This window comes from Pseudomonas sp. GM50, from assembly GCF_000282375.1.
GTDB lineage: Bacteria > Pseudomonadota > Gammaproteobacteria > Pseudomonadales > Pseudomonadaceae > Aquipseudomonas.
On the sequence record NZ_AKJK01000079.1, the window covers coordinates 1 to 13,203 of the forward strand.

Here is a 13,203-nt window from a genome sequence, read left to right on the forward strand (position 1 = left end):
TGCTCGCGAAGACGGCAGCACAGTCAACATTAATGTCGCCTGACATACCGCTTTCGCGAGCAAGTCGGATCGCCGCACCGCCGCTCCCACAGGTTTTGTGCCTTGACTGACTGGCATTAAAGGCAACCCGCCGGCGTCTGCCGGAGGGTTGCCATGGGGGAAGATCAGCGAGGGGCGATGCTGGCCAGGAAGGCTTCGATCAGTGAGTCGATCAGTGCGTCATCAAAGATCATGCTGCGGTGCAACAAGGGTGAATGGACCGAACATTTCAGCTCGCCCGCCGGGCTGTAACGCTGGATCAATGCCTCGCAGAACGCCAGTTCCTGCACGGTTTTTTCCGGCACGGCCCACCAGCAACTGGGCTGGACCTGCACAGGTTTGAAGGTATAGGCCTTGAAGGCCTCCAGCAAACGGTCATGCACCGAGAACGCCTGGGCATTCATGACTTCGTTCTTCACGCTTTGCACGATCGACAACAAGTCGCCCTGGCCCGGTTCGACCAGGCTTGCTGCCCAGTCATAGAACTGCTTGACCGAGCTGTGTGGCGAGTCTTTCAAATACACCGCCGTACGGTCTGTCAGGGTCGGGAACAACAGATCGAAATAGTGAATGGCATCGAGGATTTCTTCCGAGGCCTCGCGGCTCTGTTCAGCACTGGGCAAACGTCGATATCGGGGCAAATCCTCGGGATACAGATGGTCCGGGATGGTGCTGTCCACCAGGCCGAGAAAGGCCACCTGATGACCCAGGCCTTCCAGCGTGGCGGCGATATCCAGTGCAATCGCGCCCCCCAGCGACCAGCCCATCAAGTGGTAGGGGCCTTGAGGTTGTGCCTTGACGATTTCGTGGCTGTAATCGGCCACCATCTCGTCCCAGCTTTGGCTGCCATCGCCGAAACCGCGATGCATGACGCCACGGACCGAGGCATGGGCCTTGAGTTTCTTCGCCAGCGGCTGGTAACAGAACACGATGCCGCCGCTGGGGTGCAGGCAGAACAGGGTGGGTGCGCTGGCCGGGGCTGCATTCAACTCGACCACGCACTGAGCCTGCTCCCGATGCTTGCGCGAAATAAACGCCGCCAGCTCGCCGATGCTCGGATGGGCCAGTAACTCTTGCAGGCGCAGCTCGATGTTCAGGCGTGTCTTGAGCGTGGAAATGAACTGAATGGCCAGAATCGAATGCCCACCCAATTCAAAAAAGTTGTCGGTCACACCCACGCGCTCGATGCCCAGCGATTGCTGCCAGAGCTGGGCGAGTGCCTCTTCCAGCGGGTTGCCGGGCGCGACGTAGACTTGCTGCCACAGGCTGATATCCGGCTCGGGCAGGGCTTTGCGGTCGAGCTTGCCGTTGGCGTTGAGCGGGAAGTGATCGATAAACAGCAGGTGGCTGGGCACCATGTAATCCGGCAACTGCGCCTTGAGGTCGCTCAGCAGTTGTTCGCGCAGCTCGGCGCTGGCCGGCTCGCTGGCGATCACATAACCGACCAGTTGCAGACCACTCGGGCCTTCGTGGGTCAGGACCACGCAGTCCTGCACAGCTGGCAGGCTCTGCAAGCGTGCCTGGATTTCCCCCAGTTCAATGCGGAAACCACGAATTTTTACCTGATGGTCGATGCGTCCGACGTACTCGATGCTGCCATCGACGCCGTAGCGCGCCAGATCGCCGGTGCGATACAGACGCCCGCCGGGTAGCGGGTCGAACGGATCGGGAATGAAACGGGTGGCGGTCAGGTCGGTGCGTTTCAGATACCCACGTGCCAGGCCGGCGCGGCCGATATACAACTCACCGATGCAACCTTTGGGGACCGGGTTCAGATGAGGGTCGAGCAGGTACCACGACAGGTCGACAATCGGCTCGCCGAGGGGGCTGGCCGCGTCCGAATTCAGATCGTTCAGTGACAACGGTCGGTAGGTCACATGCACGGTGGTTTCGGTGATGCCATACATGTTGATCAACTGCGGCGCGCGATCGCCGAAGCGTTCGAACCATGGACGCAGGCTTTTCACATCAATTGCTTCGCCGCCAAAAATCACATAACGCAAGTGTTGCGTCAGCGACTGCCCGGGTTCGCAGGCGACCTGCATCAGCTGTTTGAAAGCCGACGGCGTCTGGTTGAGCACGCTGACTTTTTCCTGGCAAAGCAGCGCGTAGACCTCCTGTGGCGAACGGCTGACCGCGTGCGGCACGATCACCAATCGGCCGCCGTGCAACAGGGCGCCGAAAATTTCCCACACGGAAAAGTCGAACGCATACGAGTGAAACAGGCTCCAGACGTCGTCCTGGTTGAAGTTGAACCAGTTCGCCGTCGCCTGAAACAGCCGCATCACGTTGTGGTGCGGCAGCAGCGCGCCTTTGGGCTTGCCGGTAGAGCCCGAGGTGTAAATCACATACGCCAGGTTATCCGGGTGTACCACCACCTCGGGATTGTGCTCATCCGGGTGGCTGGACGGAGGCTGGTCGAGTAACAGGCAGTGAACTTCGGCCGGCAGCGGCAACTGTTCGCGCAGATGTGTTTGCGTCAGCACCAGTGCGATGGCGCTGTCCTCGATCATGTAGGCCAGGCGTTCGGCCGGGTAGGCCGGGTCCAGCGGCACGTAGGCGCCCCCGGCCTTGAGGATCGCCAACACGCCGATGATCATGTCTGGCGTACGCTCGACGGCGATGCCCACCAGCACATCCGGGCCGACGCCCTCGCTGATCAGCCGATGGGCCAATCGATTGGCCTGGCGATTGAGCTCGGCGTAACTCATGTGCTGCTCGCCAAAGCTCAGGGCGATGGCCTCACCGGCCTTGCTGGCGTGGGCTTCGATCAAGTGATGCAGGCAGTGTTCGCGAGGGAGGCGGGTGGGCTGACGATTCCAGTCGGCCAGGGTGTGTTGACGCTCGTCCGGGGTCAGCAGTTGCAGTTCGCCGAGGGCGCGATCAGGGGCTTCGATGAGGCTCTGCAACAGGTTCTGCCAATGCCTGGCCATGCGTTCGATCGTCGCCGGGCTGTAGAGGTCGCGGCTGTACTCGAAGGTGGCGACAAGGCCCTGGTGCGAGTAGTCGATGTCCAGTGAGAGATCGAATTTGGCCTGGTTCTCCCCTGAATCGAGAAACTCCAGCGCCAGCCCGCCCCAGTCCATCGCGGGTGGTTCGGCGGTGCCGGTGCGCCAGTTGAACAACACCTGGAACAATGGATTGGCCGTCTGGCCACCCGGTCGTTGCAGTTGATCGAACATCAGCTCCAGCGGGTAATCGGCATGCTCAAGTGCCGCCAGGGATTGCCCGCGCAGGTCGTGCAAAAAATCCACGGCGGTGCGGGTCGAATCGATCCGCGCCCGGTACACCTGAGTGCCGACGAAAAACCCCACTAGTTCTTGGGTTTCGCCACGGTTGCGGTTGGCGTTGGGCACGCCGACGGTGAAGTCGTGTTGGTTGCTGTAGCGGCCGAGCAGCAATTGCCAGGCGCCCAAGGCCAGCACAAACGGCGTCAGCCCCTGGCGCTGGCAGAAGGCGTTGAGCGCCTGGGACAGTGAGGTGGGAATACTCAATGTCCGGCGCCCGGCGAGATGCTGTTGACCAGCTGCGCGGGCAAAATCCTGGGGCAGTTCGAGCACGGGCAATTCGCTGCCCAGGTACTGGCGCCAGTAATCGCCGCTGCGCGCGCAAGCGGCACTGTCGAGGTATGCACCGCGTTGCCAGGTGGCATGGTCGGCGTATTGCATCGCCAGTGGCGGCAGTTGCGCGGTGTCGCCGAGGCGGGCCTGGCCGTAGGCGCGGGACAGGTCTTGCATGAGAATCGCATTGGACCAGGCATCGGAGACGATGTGGTGCATGTTCAGCAGCAACACATGTTCCCGGGTGTCGAGCTTGAGCAACGTGGCGCGGATCAGCGGCGCTCGGCTGAGGTCGAACGGGCGCAGTGCCTGGTTCTGGATACGCTGCGCCAATTCATCGGCACGGGCCTGGCTGTCGAGGGCCGAGAGGTCTTGCTTGTGCAGGGTCAGATGGGCGTGACGCTCAACGACCTGGATCGGTACGCCGTCGATTTCCTTGAACGCGCTGCGCAAAATGTCGTGTCGATCTATGACCCGGTCAAGCGCCACTTCCAGCGCCCGGGTATCCAGTTCGCCGGTCAGTCGCAAGGCGCGTGGCAGGTTATAGGCCGAGCTGGTCGGAGCCAATTGTTGCTCCAGCCACAGTCGTTGCTGGGCAAACGACAGCGGGGCTCGATCCAGGCGGCTGCGGGGCGACAAGGCCTGTACATCGTCTGCGGCATCGGCCAGTAAAAGCGCCAGCAGATCATCATCAAGAAGTTCGTTCATGGGGTTCTCGCAAAAGGCGGCAATGCGTCGGGCAGGGCTCAGGCCGTGGTGGCCGGAGCTTTTTCACTGATGACCTGACCCGCTTCCATGCGCACCAGTTGGTCGGCGACATCGAAGTAACGGTCGTCGTGGGAAATGACGATGATGGTCTTGCCCAGGTACTTCAGTTCCGGCAGCAGTTCGGTGTAGAAAATTCGCCGGAAGACCGGGTCCTGATCGGCCGCCCACTCGTCGAACACCAGCACCGGGCGTTCCTCCAGCCAGGCGTTCAACAGCGCCAGGCGCTTGCGCTGGCCGGTGGACAGATCAGTGGTGCTGAACGCGCCATCGCGGATGCTGACTTTGTGGGCGATTTCCAGGCGTTCCAGGTAACGGTTGGCGTCTTCGGGAACCTGCTGGTCGCCTTGCACCAGTTCGTCGAACAAGTAGTAGTCGGCAAAAATCGTGGTGAACAACTGGCGATAATCGTCGCGATTGCTGGCCTGCACCGGCGCGCCGTTGAGGATGATTTCACCGCCCTGTGGTGCGTAGAGGCCCAGCAGCAACTTGATCAGCGTGGTCTTGCCGCCGCCGTTCTCGCCGACGATGAAGACGATTTCGCCCTGGGCGATGGAGAGGTTGACCGGCCCGAGGGTGAAGGGTTTGCTGCCGTCCACCGGAGGGAACGCGTAATGCACGTCTCGCAATTCGAGGTGTTCGACGACTGTTTTGGGGGTGTTCTTGTCACTGAGCAGCAAGTGCGGCTCGGGCGAGGAAAACTGTTCGGCAAGGTCGGCAATCCGCTTGAAGGCGATGTTGGCGCGGCTGACTACCGGCAGGGTGATGACCAGGTATTCCAGCGGGCCTTTCATGTACAGCAACACCAGCACGAAACCGCTGAGGACCGCTTTATCGGTGCCCAGCCAGAACGATTGCAGCGCCAGTGCCAGGCCGATGACCACGAAAAACAGCATCGAACCGAAGGTCTTGGCCACCACGAACGTGTTGATCGAACGGATGTGGGTATTGCAGATGTAGTCGGCGGTGCCTTCGATGCGCTGGCTGAACATGCGCTGGCGGCGTGGGCGATGGATGCGCAGCTCCTTGGCGCCGGCCGCAATCGCGCTGTAGTGTTTTTGCAGTTCGTCTTCAGCCTCGCGAGCGGCTTCGAAGCCCTTGATGCCCTTGGCCCGGGCCACATATTGCACCACGGTGCCGATCACCAGCGCCACCAGCAACAGGGCAAACATCGGCAGCGACAGATAAGCCAGGTAGCTCAGGCAACCAAGGGTCACGGTGAAGGCAATGGCCAGCGGCGCAAAGGAGAAGGCGAAGCTGCTGACGGTGTCGACATCGTGGGTCAGGACCGGAATGAGCCGATGGCTGCGATACCGCTCGATCTGTTCGATCGGTGCCAACAGGACTTTCTCTCCCAGGGATTTACGCAGCCCGGCAATGATGCGCTGCCCGACATGATTGGTGCCGATATCCGACAGAGTCGACGCCACCAGGGCCAGCACACACAGGCCGACAAACGTCACCAGCACACTGGCGGGTGGGCTGCCTTCGGCGTTCAGGGCGTTATTGATGGTCGCAAGCAGGGCGGTAATGCTGAGTCCACCCAGCATGCCAAGCATGATCGACAGCACCACGACGACCCGGAAAGGCTTGAGCAGGCTGAGGACTTCACTGATGGCTCCGCGGGAATTCGAGGTCATGGGGGTTTCCGCTTCAAGTGCCGTTAAGGGCAGAAGTTCAAGGGTTGAAGTTCAAGAGTTGAGCTGTTCCTGGGCGCGCATCACAGGTCCCGCGCGACGCGAAAACCGATCCAGTCGCCACGGGTATCGGGGTAGGTGGCATTACGGTTGCCCGAACGCGAGAACACCGGTGCTTCACCCCAGTCATTGCCACGAATGCGCCGGGCCTTGCAGTCGCCGGTCAACCACGCGCTGCCATCGCTCGGTGCACCTGAGTAGTTCTCGTTGTAGCAATCGGCGGTCCACTCATAGACGTTGCCGTGCATGTCGTACACGCCAAAGGCGTTGGCCGGAAAACTGCCCGCCGGTGAGGTGAAGTTGTAACCATCGGCGGCGCCGTAGGTGTTGGCGTGTTTGGCGATGCTGTATTCCTTGCCTTCATCGAACGGGAAGGGGAACGGGCCGCTGCTGCCCGCGCGAGCGGCGTACTCACGCAGTGATTCGCTGACCAGTCGATAGTGCTTGCCGGTCTTCTTCGAGAGCCAGGCCACGTAGGCATTGACCTCGGGGAAGTCCATGCACACCGCTGGATGCCTCGCGGTGCGTTCATAGCGCGGCACGCCGGCCTTGCACTCGCGGCCCGGTCGGGTGTCGCCGTCGGGCATGACGTAACCGCTGTCGCGCAGGTACGCGTCCCACTCGCCGGCCAACACCTGAAAGCGGCTGATGGCCAGCGGTTTGGCGAAGGTCACCGGGTGCAACGGGCCTTCGTCGGGCTCGCGGCCCACCTCATTGTCCGGGGTGCCCATGGTGAAGGTCCCGGTGGGCAGCACCACCATCTCCGGGCAGTCCTTGCAGTCCTTGAAGACTTTCCCGGGCGGGGCGGGTGCGGCGGCCTGAGCGATGCCCGGCATCAGGCTTGCAACCACGGCGGCGAAGGCCAGTGTGGGGAGCGTCTTCAAGGAAAAACTACGCAGCTCACTGTTCATCATTGCACTCGATAAAAAGTTAAAAGGAAAGGTGCGAAACCTGTGGGAGCGAGCCTGCTCGCGAATGCGGTGTGTCATTTAACGATGATGTTGACTGACTGGACGCCTTCGCGAGCAGGCTCGCTCCCACATGGATTGCGCTATTCATCATGGGGTTGGGATCAGAGCTGTGTGCCGAGCAACGCGATGAAGCGGTCGACTTCAGCTTCGGTGTTGAGCAGCCCCGGCGCCGTGCGGATCACCGGACCCACGTCGCGCTCCACGGCATCGGCGATCACGCGGTTTTGCATCAGCCAGGCGGCGATCTTGTCGCTGCTCTGGCCCTTGACCCGGAAGAAGCTGAAGCCCGACGACAACTCGGGCCTCAGGGGGGTGACCAGTTCGATCTGCGGGTGCGCTTGCAGGCGTTTTTTCATGTAGCTGTTCAAGGCATGGATACGCGCCTGAACATCGGCCTTGCCCAATTGCAAATGCAGTTTGAAGGCCTCGTTCAGTGCCCAGCGGTACTCGAACGAGTGGTAGCCGCCCGGTGTCATGGTGGTGGAGAACGCCGTGGCTTCGGAGAAGGTCGGGATGATCGGCGTGACGTATTTGACCTCTTCACTGCGGCTGCAAACGATGCCCGTGCCACGGGGGCCGAACATCCATTTGTGGGTGCCGGCGATGAAGAAGTCGCAGTTCATGGTCGGGAAACTCAGGTCCTCGACACCAAAACCGTGCACGCCGTCGACCAGGTAAATGATGCGGTCCTGCTCGCTGCGGTGGCGGTTGTGCTTGTCCACCAGCGCGCCGATTTGCGCGATTGGCAGTTTCACGCCGCTGCCGGAGTGCACCCAGGTCATGCCCAGTACACGGGTTTCGGGTTTGATGTTCTGGTCGATCGAGGCAAGGATCTCGGCTTTGGAGGCCGTCTGCGGATCCTTGAACAGCCTGATCTTGCGCACCCGGGTGCCGTCCCGTTGGGCGCGCAGATTGAGGATCGTGTGGGTCGCGTAATGCTCGTGGGCGGTGGTAAGGATTTCCTGGTCCGGGCGCACGTGCACACCGCCGTAAATCATCGCCAGGCCTTCGGTGGTGCTGCCGGTCAACGCGATCTGTTTGGCATTGGCTTGCAGGTAACGACCCGCCCAGACGCGCACCTCTTCTTCACGCTGCTCGATAACACCCAGGTCCCAGTCCATGGCCAGCCCAGGGTTTTTATCGAGGGCGGCGCGGTGCATCTCGATCGCTTCACGCACCGGTTTGGGGTGCGAGGTGATCAGGAAGTTGGAGAAGTGCAGGTAGTCCGGATCCTGGTCGAACAGTTGTCGCAGTTGCGCCCATTTGTCCCCTGGCAGCGAGGGCTGTGGGGTGGCGCTGGCAACGTTGTGCAGGCCGGCAGTCAGGGGCAGGCCGGCGGCGAGGATCCCGGCCTGTTTCAGAAAGGTTCGACGATCGCTCATGGTTTACTCGTGCCTTGATGTGAAATCAGCGCCGGTTTGGCGGCTTTCTGCACCTGGTCCCAGACCCGCAGGAAGTTGCCGCCCCAGAGCTTGGCGATGTCCGCCTCGGAGTAGCCGCGCGAGATCAGTTCCGCCGTGACGTTGCGAATTTCACCGACGTTGTTCCAACCCTTGACGCCGCCACCTTCGTTGAAATCGGAGCTGATGCCGACATGATCGATGCCGATTTTTCGCACAGTGTAATCGATGGCGTCACCGAGGTCCTTGAGGGTGGCTTTGGGTTCTTCTTCAAGAATCGCGTAGAGGCGGCTGGCGTACTGGCCGAATTTTTTCTCGGACCAGGCGGCGATGACCGGATCACCCGGCATCAGAGCCATGGAAAGGTTCGGCAGGGGGGGCAGGTCGAACTGTTTGCGCAGTTCGTTGAGTTTGTCCTGGGTGGTCTGGGTCAGCGGTCGCAGGTATTGGGAGAAACCGACCACCTGCACCACACCGCCACTGTTCTTGATCAGCTGCAATTCCTTGTCGCTGAGATTGCGCGGGATATCGACCATCGCCCGTGGCGCCGAGTGCGAAGCCACCATCGGCGTGCGGCTCAATTGCGCGACTTGCTCCAGGGCCTTGGTCGACATTTGCGACACGTCGATGATCACGCCCAGGTCATTCAAGCGATGCACGGCTTGTTTGCCCAGGTCCGAGAGGCCGTCGAGGGCATCCGGCGAATCGTTGAAAAACGGCAAGGGGCGCGAAGAGTCGGCCCAGTCGTTATTGCCGATGTAGCTGAAACCGAACATGCGCATGCCGCGTGCCGTCCACAGGTCCAGCAGGTTCAGGTCATGGCCCAGTGGATAGGCATTGAGCATGCTGATGAAAATCGCGAACTTGCCTTCTCCGTGCAATCGACGGAAATCGTCGGGGGTGTAGGCAATGGCGACCTGATTGGGAAAGTCGCGGACCATGCCGGAAATAATCTTGTAGCGGATCTCCTGCTGGTTGCGTGCCTCTTCGACGAAACCGGCGGTGGGCCTGTGCGGCGCGTTGGCGCCATTCCACAGTTCGGGCCAGCCGAAAATCGTCAGGGCCGCCCCGGACAGGTGTCCGCGGTTGGCCTTGACCAGGTCGAACTGGCCCTTGCCGTCCTTGTCGGCTTCGTTGCCCCGCGTGCCGAAGTTCTGCATCAGGCTGATGTGGCTGTCGAAGGAGAGCATGCGCTCGTGCAACTCGTCCGCCTGTTTCATGACCTTGATCGGGTAACCGAGGTTATCCTTGAACCCGTAATACCAGACCGCGAAACCTGCACCGGCGCTGATCGCCAGGGCCAGCGGCAGGCCGATGTAAAGAGCCTTTTTCGAACGTGGTTTTGTCATTGCCATCTCAGTCAGGTTCGCCGCCCCGGTACAGGTGCAGGGGCCTTTGCTATCTGGGAGGAACGAGTAGCTGGCGGGGAAATTTAGGTGACCTCGCGGGCCTCTTCGCGGGCAAGCCTCGCTCCTACAGGTTTTGTGTCGTCCACATCATTGTGATCCACCACCAATCTGTAGGAGCGAGGCTTGCCCGCGAAGCCTTTAAATTTTCGGACCCAACAAACGTTCTAGCTTGGATAAAGCCTGCTTCATGGCTGACACAGGTAGGGCAATGACGATTTCTCGACGATGGTTCATGGCAGGCCTGGCGCTGACCGGTGCTGCTGTGCCTGCGGTTTTTTATGGGCATCGCGAATGGACGAAGCCAGACCCGACGATCACCCCGGGTGAAGCGACCGTCGACCTGGCGGATACCGCGGGTCAGCAGTTGGCCAACTCGCTGCGAGGCATCTGGGATATCCGCTTCGAAGGTTCCCGCGCGGGCCTCGACGGTTTACCCCAGAGCGGGCTGGAACTGTTTCTCGACATCGCCCAGCGCGGCCGCGGCCTGCGTGGCTGCCTCGATACCGCGCAACGGTTACGCAGCGAAACCGAGCCGCGTTACAAGGTGATCGGCGATCTGGTTTCGCCTGACGCCAGCCAGCTGTACTGGCGCCTGGTCGATACGCACTCGGCCAACGGCGCACCGGCCTATGAACTGGCGGTCGTGCTCGATGAAGTCTGGGCTGATTTTGGCAATGCCGGCAGTGGCACACTCAGCGGGCGGGTCCTGCGCCTGGATCGCCCGCTCGGCTTGCCGGAACAGGACAATCGATTTGTCGCGCGCAAACGGCTGTTTCCCGAAGCCCGCGAGCGTGTCGGTCTGAATCCACCGTTGCTGGCGTGGCTGATTTCCCCTGAACACCGCTTGTTCCACCAGCTCTGGCACGCCACGCGGGACAAATGGCACAAACTCTCCGAAGACCAGCGCGGTGCCTTGCGCGGCATCGGCTGGCAGCCGGGCCCGCGGGGCGAGGAGCGCGATGCCCGTGGGCCGCGCAAAGACCGTAATGGCTCTGGGGTCGACTTTTTCTTCATGCACCGGCACATGCTAGGCACTGCGCGTTCGATGCAGGACCTGCCGTCCTGGCCGAGCTTCCCGATGCCGCAGCCGGAGCTTGAACGCGACCGTCAGGGCTTCGCCCGCTATTTCGACAACCACGATGGCACGGCGCTGCCGCCCACCTGGCTGGCCGCCGAAGATACCGAGTACACGCGGTGGGTCAGCGACATCAAGACCGCCGAAACCTATCACAGCAATTTTCAGGTTTGGGAATCGCGCTACCGTGATCCGCGTTATCTGTCGAAGCTGACCCTGGGGCAGTTCGGCTCAGAAATTGAGCTAGGCCTGCACGACTGGCTGCACATGCGCTGGGCCTCGGTGCCGCGCGATCCATCCAACGGTCAGCCGGTTCCTTTTGCCCGGGATCCAGCGGACTTTTCCGCGCGTTGGTATGCACCGGAAAACGACTTTCTCGGTGACCCGTTTTCATCCCACGTGAGCCCGGTGTTCTGGCACTTCCACGGCTGGATCGACGATCGTCTGGAAGACTGGTTTCGCGCTCACGAGCGCTTCCATCCGGGGGAGGTCAGTCGGCTTGAGGTCAATGGCGTGCCTTGGTTCGCCCCTGGGCGCTGGGTTGAAGTGGATGATCCGTGGCTCGGCCCGAGTACCCACGGTTGCAGCACCACGCCGGGATTGCAGGCCGGCAAGTCGGTGGAGATGGACCCGGAAACCATGAAGCTGGCGCTGCGCATCACCTTCGGCACTGACGAAAAGAAACTGGCGGACTTGTTCCGTCGGGTGCCGCAACGGCCTTGGTATGCACGGAATCTGAAGGTCAAGCCGATTACCAGTTAAGACCGAGTCATCGTTCAATCGCGAGCAGGCTCGCTCCCACAGGTTATGTGTCGTACCCAAATCATCCGGCATACACAAACCTCTGTGGGAGCGAGCCTGCTCGCGATGGCGGACTCGCTGGCAACGCTACAAAACCTGCCACCCTCCACCCAACGCCTTGTACAACGCAATGCTCGCCTGCAACCTCGACAACCGCAGCTGCACATTCGAATCTTGTGCCGCATACAACGTGCGCTGGGTTTCCAGCACCGTCAGCAAATCCTCGGCCCCAGCCTGATAGCGGCTTTGCGCAATGTTGAACGCGGTCTGTGCCTGGTTCAGCTCTTCGCGTTGCCACTCCCGCTGTTCATCCAGGCCACGAATGCTGTTGAGGGCTTTTTCGACGTCGGCAAAACCGTTGATGATCGCGCCTCGATAGGTTTCCAGCAGTTCTTGTTGACGGGCCGTGGCCTTGTCGCGCTCAGCGCCGAGGCGGCCGTTATTGAAGATCGGCGCGACCAGCCCGGCGGTCAGGTTGTAGAACGGGTTGCGCAGAATGTCGTTGGCCGTGTTGGCGCCCGAGCCGATGCTGGCGCTCAGGGTCACGGCGGGCAGCATCGCGGCGCGAGCGACAGTGACGTCGGCCTGGGCGACGGCCAGTTGCGCTTCGGCGCGGGCAATGTCCGGACGGCGGCTGAGCAATTCGCTGGGCAGCCCGGCACCGATGGCTGGCCACTGCAGTTGATCGAAGGACTCCTGGCTGGGCGGCAGTTGCTGGACCGGCCGGCCAAGCAGGGCGGCGAGGCTGATCCATGCGTCCTCGGCTTGCTGTCGAATCAGCGGCAGTTGCCGTTGTTGCGCCGCCACCAGGCTTTTCTGTTGCGCCAGTTCCAGTGCGGTAGCCGAGCCTGAGTCGAAACGGGTCTGCACCAGTTTCAAAACGTTCTGAGCATTGGCCAGGTTCAGCTCGGCAATGCGACTCTGTTCACCCAGCGACAAGGCTTGCGCGTAGCTATTGGCAACCCCGCTGAGCAAGGTCAACTCAACCGTGGCCTGATCGAACTCGCTGGCTCGCAGCCCATATTGCGCACTGTCCCGGGACGCGCGTTTGCCGCCCCAGAAGTCAATTTCGTAACTGGCGCTGAAGTTGGCGTCGAAAAAATCCACGGCCTTGTCGTTGCTGTCGACATCAAGTTGACTGTAGCCCTTGCCATGCAGCAGTTTCTGGCGGTTGGCGTTCATGCCGGCCTTGATCTCCGGCAGCTGCGAGCCGCCGGCAATCACCGTGTCGGCCTGCGCCTGGCGCACTCGCGCGATGGCGGCGGCCAGGTCATGACTGCCGACGCGGGCCTGTTCGATCAGACGATCAAGCTGCGGGCTGCCAAACTGCGTCCACCATTGCCGACTGGTCTGAGAAGTACTCTCGCGGTGCGGCGATTGCCAGGCCGACGGTGGTTGAATGCCACTGTCCGGGCGCGGGGCAGGGTGGCTGCAGGCGCCGAGTAACAGGCAAAGGGTCAACAGGCTCAGTTGCGGTTTCATAGGT

Annotated in this window: 7 protein-coding genes and 1 pseudogene; 1 reads left to right on the forward strand and 7 read right to left on the reverse strand. The window is 61.5% G+C overall.

Annotated features, from left to right (window positions below; translation table 11 throughout):
* Window positions 1-164: 164 nt before the first annotated feature.
* The 6 genes and pseudogenes from PMI30_RS10365 to pvdM form a co-directional block, all read right to left on the reverse strand.
* Entirely contained in the window at window positions 165-4,307 is a 4,143-nt protein-coding gene (locus tag PMI30_RS10365; protein WP_008011470.1) for an amino acid adenylation domain-containing protein, read from the reverse strand.
* Window positions 4,308-4,345: 38 nt separating this feature from the next.
* Window positions 4,346-6,004 carry a cyclic peptide export ABC transporter gene (locus PMI30_RS10360; protein WP_008011473.1) on the reverse strand — a complete coding sequence of 553 codons (1,659 nt, stop codon included), beginning with the start codon at window positions 6,002-6,004 and terminating at the stop codon, window positions 4,346-4,348.
* Between the two features lie 80 nt (window positions 6,005-6,084).
* A complete protein-coding gene (pvdO, locus tag PMI30_RS10355; RefSeq protein WP_008011474.1) occupies window positions 6,085-6,972 on the reverse strand; it encodes a dihydropyoverdine dehydrogenase in 888 nt (295 codons plus the stop codon).
* A gap of 34 nt (window positions 6,973-7,006) precedes the next feature.
* Window positions 7,007-7,123, reverse strand: a pseudogene (locus PMI30_RS31735) (metal ABC transporter ATP-binding protein); the annotation flags it as partial.
* Window positions 7,124-7,133: 10 nt separating this feature from the next.
* A complete protein-coding gene (gene pvdN, locus PMI30_RS10350) occupies window positions 7,134-8,414 on the reverse strand; it encodes a pyoverdine-tailoring periplasmic protein PvdN (protein ID WP_008011475.1) in 1,281 nt (426 codons plus the stop codon).
* A complete protein-coding gene (pvdM, locus tag PMI30_RS10345) occupies window positions 8,411-9,781 on the reverse strand; it encodes a pyoverdine-tailoring dipeptidase-like protein PvdM (RefSeq protein ID WP_008011476.1) in 1,371 nt (456 codons plus the stop codon). Before pvdM ends, pvdN begins: the two co-directional genes overlap by 4 nt.
* Before the next feature lie 268 nt (window positions 9,782-10,049).
* Between pvdM and pvdP the strand changes: the two genes are divergently transcribed.
* Window positions 10,050-11,678: a pyoverdine maturation tyrosinase PvdP gene (pvdP, locus tag PMI30_RS10340; RefSeq protein ID WP_008011478.1), complete on the forward strand. Its 1,629-nt coding sequence runs from the start codon at window positions 10,050-10,052 to the stop codon at window positions 11,676-11,678.
* Window positions 11,679-11,804: 126 nt separating this feature from the next.
* On the opposite strand, the gene PMI30_RS10335 is transcribed toward pvdP, so the two are convergent.
* Window positions 11,805-13,199 (reverse strand): efflux transporter outer membrane subunit, encoded by a 1,395-nt coding sequence (locus tag PMI30_RS10335; protein ID WP_008011479.1) that lies wholly within the window; start codon window positions 13,197-13,199, stop codon window positions 11,805-11,807.
* Window positions 13,200-13,203: the final 4 nt, after the last annotated feature.